This is a genomic window from Variovorax sp. YR566 (genome assembly GCF_051992195.1).
Taxonomy (GTDB): domain Bacteria; phylum Pseudomonadota; class Gammaproteobacteria; order Burkholderiales; family Burkholderiaceae_C; genus Variovorax.
Window position 1 is genome coordinate 4,151,891 of the sequence record NZ_CP197092.1, and the last position, 12,900, is coordinate 4,164,790.

Annotated in this window: 13 protein-coding genes; 3 read left to right on the forward strand and 10 right to left on the reverse strand. The window is 66.0% G+C overall.

Translation table 11 applies throughout. The annotated features are described in order from the left end of the window. Window positions 1-14 precede the first annotated feature (14 nt). The 8 genes from rseP to rpsB all read right to left on the reverse strand — a co-directional run bounded on the left by rseP (window position 15) and on the right by rpsB (window position 7,353). Window positions 15-1,388, reverse strand: a complete 1,374-nt coding sequence (gene rseP, locus ACTG4X_RS19485) for an RIP metalloprotease RseP (protein ID WP_440531671.1) — start codon at window positions 1,386-1,388, stop codon at window positions 15-17. A 33-nt stretch (window positions 1,389-1,421) separates the two neighbouring features. After that, window positions 1,422-2,612: a 1-deoxy-D-xylulose-5-phosphate reductoisomerase gene (gene ispC, locus ACTG4X_RS19490; RefSeq protein ID WP_440531672.1), complete on the reverse strand. Its 1,191-nt coding sequence runs from the start codon at window positions 2,610-2,612 to the stop codon at window positions 1,422-1,424. After that, entirely contained in the window at window positions 2,609-3,454 is an 846-nt protein-coding gene (locus ACTG4X_RS19495) for a phosphatidate cytidylyltransferase (RefSeq protein WP_093056546.1), read from the reverse strand. Before ACTG4X_RS19495 ends, ispC begins: the two co-directional genes overlap by 4 nt. Window positions 3,455-3,473: 19 nt before the next feature. Continuing rightward, window positions 3,474-4,193 (reverse strand): polyprenyl diphosphate synthase, encoded by a 720-nt coding sequence (gene uppS / locus ACTG4X_RS19500; protein WP_440531673.1) that lies wholly within the window; start codon window positions 4,191-4,193, stop codon window positions 3,474-3,476. An 8-nt stretch (window positions 4,194-4,201) separates the two neighbouring features. Beyond that, complete coding sequence (frr, locus tag ACTG4X_RS19505) at window positions 4,202-4,762, reverse strand: ribosome recycling factor (RefSeq protein ID WP_093056544.1); 561 nt, start codon at window positions 4,760-4,762, stop codon at window positions 4,202-4,204. 11 nt (window positions 4,763-4,773) lie between these two features. Next, window positions 4,774-5,496 (reverse strand): UMP kinase, encoded by a 723-nt coding sequence (gene pyrH, locus ACTG4X_RS19510; RefSeq protein WP_093056543.1) that lies wholly within the window; start codon window positions 5,494-5,496, stop codon window positions 4,774-4,776. Between the two features lie 95 nt (window positions 5,497-5,591). After that, a complete protein-coding gene (tsf, locus tag ACTG4X_RS19515; RefSeq protein WP_093056542.1) occupies window positions 5,592-6,515 on the reverse strand; it encodes a translation elongation factor Ts in 924 nt (307 codons plus the stop codon). An 82-nt stretch (window positions 6,516-6,597) separates the two neighbouring features. Then, window positions 6,598-7,353, reverse strand: coding sequence for a 30S ribosomal protein S2 (gene rpsB, locus ACTG4X_RS19520; protein ID WP_093056541.1), 756 nt, complete (start codon window positions 7,351-7,353; stop codon window positions 6,598-6,600). Between the two features lie 209 nt (window positions 7,354-7,562). Between rpsB and ACTG4X_RS19525 the strand changes: the two genes are divergently transcribed. Then, window positions 7,563-8,885, forward strand: a complete 1,323-nt coding sequence (locus ACTG4X_RS19525; protein WP_440531674.1) for an amidase — start codon at window positions 7,563-7,565, stop codon at window positions 8,883-8,885. A gap of 56 nt (window positions 8,886-8,941) precedes the next feature. Beyond that, a complete protein-coding gene (locus tag ACTG4X_RS19530; protein WP_440531675.1) occupies window positions 8,942-10,195 on the forward strand; it encodes a D-amino acid dehydrogenase in 1,254 nt (417 codons plus the stop codon). Here the strand turns inward: ACTG4X_RS19530 and ACTG4X_RS19535 are convergent. Beyond that, window positions 10,185-10,613, reverse strand: a complete 429-nt coding sequence (locus tag ACTG4X_RS19535; RefSeq protein WP_093056538.1) for a hypothetical protein — start codon at window positions 10,611-10,613, stop codon at window positions 10,185-10,187. The two genes, ACTG4X_RS19530 and ACTG4X_RS19535, sit on opposite strands and share 11 nt — an antisense overlap. Before the next feature lie 41 nt (window positions 10,614-10,654). On the opposite strand from ACTG4X_RS19535, the gene ACTG4X_RS19540 reads away from it, so the two are divergent. Beyond that, window positions 10,655-12,115 carry an NAD(P)H-hydrate dehydratase gene (locus tag ACTG4X_RS19540; protein WP_440531676.1) on the forward strand — a complete coding sequence of 487 codons (1,461 nt, stop codon included), beginning with the start codon at window positions 10,655-10,657 and terminating at the stop codon, window positions 12,113-12,115. Between the two features lie 10 nt (window positions 12,116-12,125). Here the strand turns inward: ACTG4X_RS19540 and ACTG4X_RS19545 are convergent, their stop codons facing one another. Further along, entirely contained in the window at window positions 12,126-12,890 is a 765-nt protein-coding gene (locus ACTG4X_RS19545) for an SDR family oxidoreductase (protein WP_093056536.1), read from the reverse strand. Between the last annotated feature and the right edge of the window lie 10 nt (window positions 12,891-12,900).

The following is a 12,900-nucleotide window of genomic DNA, read 5'->3' on the forward strand; positions in this document are numbered from 1 at the left end:
GGCCGGGCAGAAAGTTAACCAAAGAGCCGTGTGACGTCGTTGAAGAGTGCGACCGACATCATGACCAGCAGCAGGGCCACACCCCCGCGCTGAAGCCGTTCCATCCAAGCGTCGGAGACGCTCTTGCCGGTCAGGCCCTCCCAAAGATAATACATCAGGTGTCCCCCATCGAGGACCGGCAGCGGCATGAGATTGAGGACTCCAAGGCTCACGCTGATGAGCGCCAGGAAGACCAGATACTGAGTAAAACCGAGGCTTGCGGACTTGCCAGCGTAGTCGGCAATCGTGAGTGGACCGCTCAGGTTCTTGAGCGAAGCCTCGCCGATGACCATCTTGCCCATCATGCGCACGGTCAGGGCGGACACCTCCCAGGTGCGCACCACACCACGCCAGACACCGTCGACCAGCCCCTGGCGCACCGTCACCATTTCGGGCGGCGCACCAACATAGGCGCCGATGCGTCCCACCTTGACGCCGCCCTCTTCCCGCACCTCGGGCTTCACGTCGATCTTGAGCGGCTGGCCGCCGCGCTCGACCTGCCAGGCCTGGGTGCGCGGCTGGTCACCATCGACCGACGCCCGGATCACCTCGCGCAGCTGCTGCCCGTCGACGATGGCCGTGTCGCCGATGGCGCGCACCACGTCGCCATTGCGCAGGCCGGCGCTTTCCGCCGCACTGCCCGCCATGACTTCGCCGATCTCAGGCCGGGTCAGGGGTGCCACCACGCCGATCTTGCGGAACATCTGCGGATCGGCGTCCTTGGTCTCCATGCGGCTCAGCGGCAGTACCAGCTGGCGCGCCGGCCGGCCGGCTTCCCCTGCGACTTCGAGCGTCAGGTCATGGCCATCGAGCGCGCCACGCGTCATGCGCCAGCGCAGATCCTCGAAGGACTGGACCGGCGACAGGTCGCCATCGAAGCCCGCTTGCGTGATGTGCTCGCCGCCGCGCAGGCCCGCCACTTCGGCCAGAGAGGCGGCCACCGGCCGCGCGAGCTTGGCGACCGGCTCCTGCACGCCGATCCAGTTGACGGCCGTGTAAAGCACGACAGCCAGCAGCAGATTGGCGATCGGCCCCGCCGCAACAATGGCCGCTCGGGAACGCAAAGGCTGGGTGTTGAAGGCGCGATGGCGCTCTTCAGGTGCGACCGGCCCCTCGCGCTCGTCGAGCATCTTGACGTAGCCGCCGAACGGGAATGCACCGATGACGAACTCGGTCTGTTGCCCCGGATGCTGGCGCTTGGGCTGCCAGCGCAGCAGCGCCTTGCCGAATCCCACGGAGAAACGCTCGACTTTGACTCCACAGGCAACAGCCACGCGGTAGTGCCCGTATTCGTGCACCGCGATCAGGACACCGAGTGCGACCACAAAGGCTATGACAGTGAGCAGCATCGGGGTCCTTGGTCTCTACGGAGGGTCGTCAGGTCAGGCTGCGAAACGCAGCGCCGCGGCATTGGCCGCCGCACGGGCGCTGGCATCGATCGCCAGCAGGTCGGCCAGCGATGCCGGCTTGGAGGGGGCGACCCTTTCCAAAGTTTCCATGTTGACCGCATGTATGCAATCAAAACGCAGGCGGCGGTTCAGGAAAGCTTCAACTGCGACCTCGTTGGCAGCATTGAGCACCGCCGTCGTGCCCGGCGCGGCGCGCAGTGCATGCCATGCCAGGCTCAGTCCGGGAAAGAGTGCTGCGTCGGGCGCATCGAAGGTCAGCGAGGCCATCTGGCGGAAGTCGAGCCGCGCAGCACCGCTCTCGATGCGCTCAGGCCAAGCCAGGCCCACCGCGATCGGCACCCGCATGTCGGGCGTACCGAGCTGGGCGATGACCGAAGCATCGGTGAACTGCACCATCGAGTGCACCACGCTCTGCGGATGAATGACGACCTCGATCTGATCAGGCGCGACGCCGAACAGGTGACGTGCCTCGATCACTTCGAGGGCCTTGTTCATCATGGTGGCCGAGTCGACCGAAATCTTGCGGCCCATGACCCAGTTCGGATGGGCGCAGGCCTGTTCGGGCGTCACCGTACCCAGGGTTTCCGGCGCACGAGTGCGGAACGGGCCACCCGATGCGGTCAGGATGATCTTGTCGATACGCCGCGCCCAGGTGGACGGGTCTTCAGGCAGCGACTGGAAGATGGCCGAATGCTCGCTGTCGATAGGCAGCAACGTCGCGCCGCCTTCGCGCACGGTACGCATGAAGAGTTCGCCGCCGACGACCAGCGCTTCCTTGTTGGCCAGCAGCAGCCGCTTGCCAGCGCGCGCAGCAGCCAGGCAAGGGCCAAGGCCCGCCGCACCGACGATGGCGGCCATCACGGCATCGACTTCGTCGTGAGACGCTATCGTTTCGAGAGCGTCATCGCTCGCCAGAACAACCGTTTTCAGGCTGTTTTGCTTCAATTTTTCAGCCAGCAACGCAGCATGCGGCGCACTGGCCATCACGGCGAACCGGGGCGAGAACTGAGCGCACTGCGCCAGCAACTCATCGACCTTGGTAGCCGCCGAAAGGGCAAACACCTCGAAACGCTCGGGGTGCCGCGAAATGACGTCGAGCGTGCTCACCCCGACCGAACCGGTCGAGCCGAGCACCGTGACGCGTTGTCTTCTGGGTGTGTTCACAGGAAAGCCAGCATCATGGCAATGGGAAGCGCCGGCAAGAGGGCATCCACGCGGTCGAGGACGCCGCCGTGGCCGGGCAGCAGCCGGCTGCTGTCCTTGGCGCCGGCGCTGCGCTTGATGAGAGATTCGACGAGGTCACCCACGACGCTCATGGCCGCGAGGAACAGCGCGGCGAGCAGCAAAAGCCACCAGCCCCGCTCGTTGAGACGGGTATAGAGGCTGGCCACGGTCGCGCCGGTGGCCTTGTCGGCCCAGACCCAGGCAAAGGCCAGCACCACCACGCCGATCATTCCGCCCCACACGCCTTCCCAGCTCTTGCCGGGACTGATCGCGGGCGCGAGCTTGTTGCGGGTGAATTTCAGGCCGAAGGCGCGGCCGGCGAAATAGGCGAACACGTCGGCCACCCACACCAGCACCAGGATCGACAGCAGGAAGTTGATGCCGATCATGCGTGCCTGCACTGCGGCAAGCCATGCCACCCATAGCGCCAGCAAACCACCGACCAACCGCAGCCCACGCGGAATACGGGGCCAGCCCGGCACCGCCACTCGCAGCAGCGCTGCGCCGCCCAGCACCCAAGCTGCACTGGCCAGGGTCCACATCAGGACCAACGGCTGCTCCAGCAGCCCCAGCCACCAGGACAGCGCGCACAGCACCACCGTTTCAACGCCGAGAAACACCGACAGCCGCTGGCCGTATCCATTCAGACGCCCCCACTCCCAGGCGCCAGCGCCGATCAACACCAGCATGACGCAGGCGAAGGGGATGTAGTTTCGATAGAACAGCGCTGGCAGCAGGATCGCGAGCAGCACGATCGCCGTGAGGATGCGTTGTTTGAGCATGCGGGAAGTTGTCAGGCCCTCAGGCCGTGGCGGTCTTGACCTGTGCCGAGGTTTGGCCGAAGCGCCGCTCACGGCCCTGGAACGCGGCAATGGCCTCGTCCAGCGCAGCTTCGTCGAATTCGGGCCACAGCTTGTCGCTGAAGAAAAGCTCGGCGTAGGCACTCTGCCAGAGCAGGAAGTTGGACAACCGTTGCTCGCCGCCCGTGCGGATGAACAGGTCGGGGTCGGGCACATGGGCCAGCGCCATGGCGCGGTCGAGGCTCGCCTCGGTGATCGCATCGCCCTGCGCCACCAGCTTGGCGGCGGCCTGCGCGATGTCCCAGCGGCCGCCGTAGTTGAAGCAGACGTTGAGCACCATGCGCGTGTTGTGCGCCGTGGCCTGCTCGGCGTCGACCAGGCCCTTCACCATTTTCGGCGACAGGCCGGCCCGTTCGCCGACGAAATGCAGCCGCACGCCATCGGCGCTGAGCTTGGGCACCTCGCGGGCGAGTGCACCGACCATCAGGTCCATGAGGCCGGAGACTTCCTCGACGGGACGGTTCCAGTTCTCGGACGAAAACGCGAACACCGTGAGCACGCCCACGCCGCGGTCGGCACAGGCCCTGACGCAGCGGCGCAGCGATTCGACACCCTGCTTGTGCCCCGCGACGCGGGGCAGGAAGCGCCGCGTGGCCCAACGGCCGTTGCCGTCCATGACGATGGCAACGTGGTGGGGAATGCGTGGCGCTGAAGAGGCCATGACAGGCCTCAAACGGCCATGATCTCCGCTTCCTTGGCCGCGACCAGGCGGTCGATTTCCGCGATGTGGCGGTCGGTGACCTTCTGGATCTCGGCCTCGGCGCGCTTCTGGTCGTCTTCGGACGCCAGCTTGTCCTTGACCAGCTTCTTGACCGACTCGTTCGCATCGCGGCGCAGGTTACGCGTGGCGACCTTGGCGGTTTCGCCTTCGTTGCGGACCAGCTTGGTCATTTCCTTGCGGCGCTCTTCGCTCATGGCGGGCAGCGGCACGCGGATCAGGTCGCCCATCGAGGCGGGGTTCAGGCCCAGGTCGCTTTCGCGGATGGCCTTCTCGATCTTGGCGCCCATGCCCTTTTCCCAAGGCTGGACGCTGATGGTGCGCGAATCGAGCACCGACACGTTGGCCACCTGGCTCAACGGCACCTGCGAGCCGTAGTACTCGACATGGATCGAGTCGAGCAGCGCAGAGTTGGCGCGGCCGGTACGGATCTTCGTAAGGTTGTTCTGGAATGCGGCGAGCGACTGATTCATCTTCGCGTCGGTCGCATTGCGGATATCTGCAATAGTCATCTCAAATACTCCTAGGCATGCACCAGCGTGCCCTCGTCCTCGCCCATGACGACGCGCTTGAATGCGCCGTTCTTGAGAATCGAGAACACCTTGATCGGCAGCTTCTGGTCGCGGCACAGCGCGAAAGCCGTGGCGTCCATGATGCCGAGATTCTTTGCGATCGCCTCGTCGAAGCTGAGCGAGACATAGCGCGTTGCGTCGGGGTTGGTCTTGGGATCGGCGGTGTAGACGCCGTCGACCTTGGTCGCCTTGAGCACCAGTTCGGCACCGATCTCGGCACCGCGCAGCGCAGCGGCCGTGTCGGTGGTGAAGAACGGGTTACCCGTGCCGGCTGCGAACACCACGACCTTGCCCTCTTCGAGGTACTGCAGGGCCTTGGGGCGCACATAGGGCTCAACCACCTGCTCGATGGCAATGGCGGACATCACACGAGCCACGAGACCCTGTTTGTCCATTGCATCGGCCAGCGCCAGCGAGTTCATGACCGTGGCCAGCATGCCCATGTAGTCGGCCGTGGCGCGGTCCATGCCGACCGAGCCCCCCGCGACGCCGCGGAAGATGTTGCCGCCACCGATCACGACCGCCACCTGCACGCCCATGTTCACGACCTCGGCCACCTCCTGCACCATTCGCACGATGGTCGCGCGGTTGATGCCGAAGGCGTCATCGCCCATCAACGCCTCTCCCGACAGCTTCAACAAGATTCGCTTGTGGGCTGGGCGGGCATCAGACATGGGCAATTTCCTTTGGTTGGACTGGGACGAGTGTAAAACGTAGCGATGAAAAAACGGCGGCGCGCGTGGGCGCACCGCCGTTGAGCCTTAAAGGCTTAAGCAGCAGCCTTGGCCGCTGCAACTTGCGCGGCCACCTCGGCTGCGAAGTCGTCAACTTTCTTCTCAATGCCTTCGCCGACCACGTAAAGGGTGAAGCCCTTGATCGTGGTGCTGGCGGCCTTGAGCATCTGCTCGACGGTCTGCTTGTCGTTCTTCACGAACGGCTGGTTGTGCAGCGAGACTTCCTTGAGGAACTTCTGCACGCCGCCTTCGATGCGCTTGGCAACGATGTCGTCCGGCTGCGGCTTCTTGCCCTCGGCTTCGGCGGTCTTGCGGTCTTCGTCGGCCTTGCCCTTGGCAACTGCGCGCTCTTTTTCGATCAGGTCGGCAGGCACGTCCGATGCCTGGATGGCGACCGGCTTCATGGCGGCGATGTGCATCGCCACGTCCTTGGCCGACGTGTCGTCGCCTTCGAACTCGACCATCACGCCGATGCGCGTGCCGTGCAGGTACGAAGCCAGCTTGCCGTTGCCAGCGAAGTGCTTGAAGCGGCGGAAACTCATGTTCTCGCCGATCTTGCCGATCAGGCCCTTGCGCACGTCTTCGAGCGTGGGGCCGAAGCCGTCTTGCTCATAGGCGAGTGCGCCCAGCGCAGCGATGTCCGCGGGGTTGTTCTTCGCGACCAGCATGGCGGCGGCGTTGGCCAGGGCCAGGAAGCTGTCGTTCTTGGTGACGAAGTCGGTTTCGCAGTTGATTTCGATCATGCCGCCGGCAGCGCCGTCGACAAAAGCCGTGACCACGCCTTCAGCGGTGATGCGACCCGATGCCTTGCCAGCCTTGTTGCCGAGCTTGATGCGCAGCAGCTCTTCGGCCTTTTCCATGTTGCCGTCGGCCTCCGTCAGGGCCTTCTTGCACTCCATCATCGGCGCGTCGGTCTTTGCGCGCAGTTCGCCGACCATGCTTGCGGTGATTGCAGCCATTTGTGGTATCTCCGTAAATCCAAAAATCAGGTTAAAAAAAAGGGGCACCAAAGCCCCTTCTTCAGGCTCGCAGGCGCGCCAATCAGGCCGAAGCGCCTTCTTCGACTTCGACGAATTCGTCGCCATTGCCTTCGGCGATGGCCTTGACCACGTCACCGGTGGCGCTGTTGCGGCCTTCGATGATCGCGTCGGCGATGCCGCGGGCGTACAGCGTGACAGCCTTCGACGAGTCGTCGTTGCCAGGGATCACGTAGTCGATGCCTTCGGGCGAGTGGTTGGAGTCAACCACGCCGATCAGCGGAATGCCGAGCTTCTTGGCTTCGGCCACGGCGATCTTGTGGAAGCCCACGTCGATCACGAAGATGGCGTCGGGCAGCGCGGCCATGTCCTGGATGCCGCCGATGTCCTTTTCGAGCTTCTCGATTTCGCGCGAGAAGGTCAGCTGCTCCTTCTTGCTCAGCGAGTCGAGGCCGGCTTCCTGCTGGGCCTTCATGTCCTTCAGACGCTTGATCGAGGTCTTGACGGTCTTGAAGTTGGTCAGCATGCCGCCGAGCCAGCGGGTGTCGACGAAGGGCACGCCGGCGCGACGGGCTTCTGCCGCCACGATTTCACGGGCCTGGCGCTTCGTGCCGACCATCAGGATCGTGCCGCGGTTGGCGGTGAGCTGCTTGGCGTACTTCATCGCATCCTGGAACATCGGGAGCGACTTTTCCAGGTTGATGATGTGAATCTTGTTGCGATGGCCAAAGATGTACGGGGCCATCTTGGGGTTCCAGAAGCGGGTTTGGTGACCGAAATGGACACCTGCTTCCAGCATTTCGCGCATGGTGGTAGACATTGAAATTACTCCAAAGGTTGGGTCTAAAATCCAGCCCGTTTTGTGCTCTTTTCGAATGGAGTCACAACACCTTGATTGGGCCGGTTTGCGGATGTGTTTGACTGGGTGCAACGGGAGCCGTCGCTCAGCCAGCGAAACCCAAAGAGTATAGCACGGCCGTCGCCCCTCCTCCCTGAACCCGAGCTGCTTGCACAGCCTCTGCCCCACTCATGAACGACCTTCACGCCACCCGTCTCGACCTTCTGGCAGGTGGCTCCGATGCACGCACCGAAATGGAGCGCGCCATCGGCATCGCCCAGTCCCCGGTCTGCGCGCACGTCTTCACCCGCACCATGTTCGACGAAGCCCGCCAGTCGGCCGCTGCGTCGAACTCCGACAGTCGGCTTTCGGGCCTCGCCTTCACCGCCAAGGACCTGTTCGACATCGAAGGCCAACCAACGCCCGCCGGCTCAGTGGTCCTGGCCCATGCACCAGTCGCCAGGGCCGATGCCCTTGCCGTGGTGCGGCTGCGCGCCGCGGGCGGCGTGCTGACCGGCCGCACCAACATGACGGAATTCGCTTTCTCGGGCGTCGGCGTCAACCCGCACCACGGCACGCCGGCCAATGTGAGCGACGCCGCTACGCCGCGCATTCCGGGCGGCTCGTCGTCCGGCGCCGCGATCTCGGTGGCCAGCGGGGCCGCGTTCATCGGCCTGGGCTCCGACACCGGCGGCTCGATCCGCATCCCGGCGGCGCTGAACGGCATCGTCGGCTTCAAGAACACGGCCCGGCTGACGCCCGCCGACGGCGCGCTGCCGCTCTCAACCACTCTGGACACTGTCTGCGCCATGACGCGCTCGGTTCGCGACGCCATCACCGCGCACGAGATCCTCGCGGCCCGGCGAGTGACCGCCGGCAACGCCCCTCTGGCCGCCTACAGGCTGGCCGTGGTGAAGAACATCTTCTTCGACGGCATCGAGCCCGACGTGGCCGCCGCCTTCGAGCGCTCGCTGAAGGCGCTCCGGGCAGCCGGCGCCCGCATCGTGGAAATCGAACTGCCCGAACTCGCCGAGTTGGCCACCATCAACGCCACCGGCGGCTTCTCCGCCGCCGAGTCGCACGCCTGGCACCGCCTGCTGCTGGAGCGCAGCGGCGCAGGCTACGACCCGCGCGTGGCCCAGCGCATCCTGCGCGGCGCCGCGATGAAGGCGCATGAATACATCGACCTGATCAATGCCCGTCGCGACTGGATCGCCCGAGTCGAAACCGCGCTCGCCCCGTTCGACGCCGTGCTGTCGCCGACAGTGCCGATCACCGCGCCGCCCATCGCCAGCGTGGCGCCGGGCACCCAACGCGACGACGAATTCTTCCGCGTCAATGCATTGCTGCTGCGCAACCCGTCGATCATCAATATGCTCGACGGCTGCGCGATCTCGCTGCCCTGCCACGCCGACGGCGAACTGCCGGTTGGCCTGATGTTGTGGCATGCCGCGCTGCACGACGACGCCGTGCTTGCTGTAGCACTCCAGACCGAGCGCGCGCTGCAAAATTAACAGCTGACACGGCCCACCTGACGGGCGTCAGCCATCTCTCTTATTCAGAACATTCAATGAAAATCGCGATCGTGGGCGCCGGCATCATTGGCGTCACCACCGCCTGGGAACTGGTTTCCGACGGCCATGAAGTGACCGTGTTCGAGCGCAGGGGCGCCGCCGCAGAAGAAGCCAGCTTCGCCAACGCCGGCGTGGTCGCTCCCGGGTCCGTCACGCCGTGGGCTGCCCCCGGCATGCGCGGCAAGGTGCTGCGCTCGCTGCTGTCCTCGCACGGCGCCATCAAGCTGCGCTGGCCGCTGGGCTCGCGCGATCTCGGCTGGCTGTCGCGCTGGCAGAAAGCCTGCAAGCTCGAAACCTACCTGGCCAACCGCGCCCGCATGCAGCGCCTGGCCTTCTACAGTCGCAATCGACTGCACGAGGTGACCGAGGCGCGCGAGCTCAGCTACGAACGCAGCGACGGCTACCTGGTGCTGCTGCGTTCCAAGCGCGACAAGAAACTGGCGCAAGCCGGGCTGGAGGTGCTGCGCTCGGCGGGCAGCGTCTTCAAGGAAATCGACGCCGACGAGGCCCGGCTGATCGAGCCTGCCCTCAACCCCGACACCCCGCTGGCAGGCGCCATCCACCTGCCCGAAGACGAAGTGGCCAACTGCCGCCAGTTCGCGCTGCTGCTCAAATGGGAGGCCGAGTCGTTCGGCGCGCAGTTTCATTTCAACTGCGACATCGCGCCGCTGAGCCGCGCGGCACCCACCTCGCTGTCGCTGGCGAGCGGCTCCGACCCCGTGCGCTACGACGCAGTCGTGGTGTGCGCCGGCCTGGCTTCGGCCGCGCTGCTGCGGCCGCTGGGCCTGCGCATCCCGATGGCCCCGGTCTACGGCCATTCGGTGAGCGCGCCGATCCGCGAGCCGCTCAACGCGCCGCGCAGCGCGGTGATGGACGAGCGCTACAAGGTCGCCATCTCCCGCCTGGGCCAGCGCGTGCGGGTGGCTGGCAGCGCCGAGATCGGCGGCTCGCTCGACACGATGAACCCGGCCGCGGTGCAAACGCTCTACAAGGTGCTGCACGACTGGTTCCCGGGCGCAGCCACGCTGCAGTCCGGCGTCCAGCAATGGAAAGGCGCACGGCCAATGCTGCCGGACGGTCCACCGGTGCTGGGTGCCAGCGGCATTCCCGGTGTGTGGCTCAACCTCGGCCATGGGTCGAGCGGCTGGGCGCTGTCGTGCGGCAGCGCGCGCGTACTGGGCGACCTGATCGCTGGACAGGACCCGGGCATCGACCTCGAAGGACTCGGGGTCGAACGGCTCAGTCTTTAGGACCCCATCGGCGCAGGGCCTCGGGGCTCGCCGGCTGCTCTACAGGCAGCGCGGGCTCCGGCGGTGGGCGAAGCCTGCTCGCAATCCACCCCAGCAGTCCGGGGCTGAGCAGCGCAAAGAAAATCAGGCACAGCGCAGCGGCACCCAGCAGGGCCAGACGCATCAGGCCGGAAGCCGTTTCACCCGGGACGTCGAACCACCGGATCACGCTGCAGCCGAAGCCGACATTGGCGGCCCAGGCCACGTCCCGCAGAGACACCCACCGCTTCAGCTCTGCCAGCAGGAAGACGCCCCATACGGCGCACAACAGGCCCAGAACCCATCCCAGCCCTGCAATCCACGCCATCGTCGCAGCGAGGAAAAAGACAAGCGCTGCGAAAAGCAGGACAAGCAGCCAACCGACGCCTTTGAAGCTCATCCCCGGATGATAGGGAGACAGCACGGCGGCACAATGCGCCGATGCAACGCATCACCTCCGCCACCGCTGCCGAGTTGTTCGACATCGCCGCCACGCGCCGAATCGAGCATGCCGCGGCGGCCGCCCTGCCCGCCCACACGCTGATGCGGCGCGCCGGCCTTGCGGTAGCGCGGCTCGCGATGGCGATTGCGCCGCATGCGCGGACGATCTGGGTGGCTTGCGGGCCGGGAAACAACGGCGGCGATGGTTTCGAGGCGGCCGCGCAGCTGCGTCACCGGGGCTTCTTTCCGGTCGTCACGTTCCTGGGAGATGAAAGCCGCTTGCCACCGGACGCCAAGGCTTCACTGCAGCGTGCCCGCGATGCGGGCGTCACCTTTGCATCGACGCCGCCTTCAGCCTACGAACTGGCCATCGACGCGCTGCTCGGCATCGGATCGACTCGGCCGCCCGAAGGCACGATGACCGAGTGGCTGGCGAAGATGCATGCGAGCGGCCAACCCGTGCTCTGCGTCGACGTGCCATCGGGGTTGAATGCGGACACCGGCACCCTGCCCCACGGCATCGACCACGCGCAAGCATCGGCCCGCACCTGCATCACCTTTCTTTCATTGAAGCCTGGCCTGTTCACAGCCCAGGGCCGTGATGCGGCGGGCACGGTGTGGTTCGACGATCTGGGTTGCAGCGCGTTCAAGGATCAACCCCTGGCCCGAATCGCCGGAGCACCCGATGCACAGCCGCGCACCCATGCCTCGCACAAGGGTAGCTACGGCGATGTCGCGGTGATCGGCGGAGCGTCCGGCATGGCGGGCGCCGCCTTGCTGGCCGGCTCGGCGGCACTGCATGGCGGCGCGGGACGCGTGTTCGTCGGCTTGCTCGACCCGAGCGCGGCCCCCGTCGACACCGCGCAACCCGAACTGATGCTGCGCGACGCCCGAACGCTCGACCTGTCAGGCATGACGGCGGTGTGCGGCTGCGGCGGTGGAGAGGCGGTGCAAGAACTGCTGCCGCGCGTGCTCTCGACGGCGGCCGCTTTGGTGCTCGATGCCGACGCGCTCAACGCCATCGCAACCGATGGCGCGCTGCAAGCACAGCTGACGTCCCGGGGGAAAAGCGGATCGCCCACCGTGATCACGCCACATCCGCTGGAGGCTGCACGCCTGCTGGGTTGCACCGTCGGCGATGTCCAAGCCGACAGGCTGACCGCCGCCCGCCAACTCGCCGCACGCTTCGGTGTCGTGGTTGTGCTCAAGGGTTCGGGCACCGTCATTGCAGGCGCCGCCGAAACCCTGCCAGTCATCAACTTGACCGGCAATGCCAGCCTCGCGACTGCAGGCACCGGCGACGTGCTGGCCGGCATGATCGGCGCAGCGCTGGCCATGCGCCAGCCTGCTTTCGAAGCAGCGCGCGAAGCCGTCTGGCAGCACGGCCACATCGCCGACACATGGCCGGCCGATGCGGCCCCGCTCACGGCAGGCACGCTGGCCCGCCGCACGCCCGCCTGACGCGAGCTTTTTAGCCGCGCCCGACGAAGGGCATCTTCGTCGCCATGATGGTGTGGAACAGCACGTTGGCCTCCAGCGGCAGGTTCGCCATGTAGAGCACCGACTGGCCCACGATCTTGACGTCGATCAGCGGCTCGATCGCGAGTTCGCCGTTGGCCTGCGGCACGCCCTTGGCCATGCGCGCGGCCAGTTCGGTCATGGCATTGCCCACGTCCACCTGCCCCACGGCGATGTCGTACTTGCGGCCGTCGAGCGACGCGGTCTTGGTCAGCCCTTCGACCGCGTGCTTGGTCGCCGTGTAGGCGGCCGAGTTCGGCCGTGGCGCGGTGGCCGAGATGGAGCCGTTGTTGATGATGCGGCCGCCCATCGGCGTCTGCGCCTTCATTGTGCGGAACGCCTGCTGGATACAGAAGAACATGCCGGTCAGGTTGATGTCGACCACACCTTGCCATTGCTCGGGCGTCCAGTCCTCGAACGGGCCCGGCGGATTGCCCACGCCGGCGTTGTTGAACAGCAGGTCGACGCGGCCGAAGCGCTCGACGGTGGCGGCGAACAGGGCCTGCACCGAGTCCGCATTGGACACGTCGGTCGACACCGCAAAGGCGCGCGCACCGGCGCCCGATTCTTGCGCCACCTGCTCCAGCGGCTCCAGGCGGCGCCCCGCCAGAACCACGCTCCAGCCGTCACCCAGCAGCGCCAGCGCGGCGGCGCGGCCGATGCCGGAACCCGCACCCGTGACGATGGCGATGCGGCCCTTGTTGTCTTCAGCGCTCATGCTGTCTGTC

Bases quoted from the DNA above. Each gene is read 5' to 3' on its own strand.
- ACTG4X_RS19525 (WP_440531674.1), top strand. From the start codon at position 7,563: ATGAACGACCTTCACGCCACCCGTCTCGACCTTCTGGCAGGTGGCTCC.
- ACTG4X_RS19535 (WP_093056538.1), bottom strand. From the start codon at position 10,613: ATGAGCTTCAAAGGCGTCGGTTGGCTGCTTGTCCTGCTTTTCGCAGCG.
- rpsB (WP_093056541.1), bottom strand. From the start codon at position 7,353: ATGTCTACCACCATGCGCGAAATGCTGGAAGCAGGTGTCCATTTCGGT.
- tsf (WP_093056542.1), bottom strand. From the start codon at position 6,515: ATGGCTGCAATCACCGCAAGCATGGTCGGCGAACTGCGCGCAAAGACC.
- ACTG4X_RS19540 (WP_440531676.1), top strand. From the start codon at position 10,655: ATGCAACGCATCACCTCCGCCACCGCTGCCGAGTTGTTCGACATCGCC.
- uppS (WP_440531673.1), bottom strand. From the start codon at position 4,193: ATGGCCTCTTCAGCGCCACGCATTCCCCACCACGTTGCCATCGTCATG.
- ACTG4X_RS19530 (WP_440531675.1), top strand. From the start codon at position 8,942: ATGAAAATCGCGATCGTGGGCGCCGGCATCATTGGCGTCACCACCGCC.
- ACTG4X_RS19495 (WP_093056546.1), bottom strand. From the start codon at position 3,454: ATGCTCAAACAACGCATCCTCACGGCGATCGTGCTGCTCGCGATCCTG.
- ACTG4X_RS19545 (WP_093056536.1), bottom strand. From the start codon at position 12,890: ATGAGCGCTGAAGACAACAAGGGCCGCATCGCCATCGTCACGGGTGCG.
- rseP (WP_440531671.1), bottom strand. From the start codon at position 1,388: ATGCTGCTCACTGTCATAGCCTTTGTGGTCGCACTCGGTGTCCTGATC.
- frr (WP_093056544.1), bottom strand. From the start codon at position 4,762: ATGACTATTGCAGATATCCGCAATGCGACCGACGCGAAGATGAATCAG.
- pyrH (WP_093056543.1), bottom strand. From the start codon at position 5,496: ATGTCTGATGCCCGCCCAGCCCACAAGCGAATCTTGTTGAAGCTGTCG.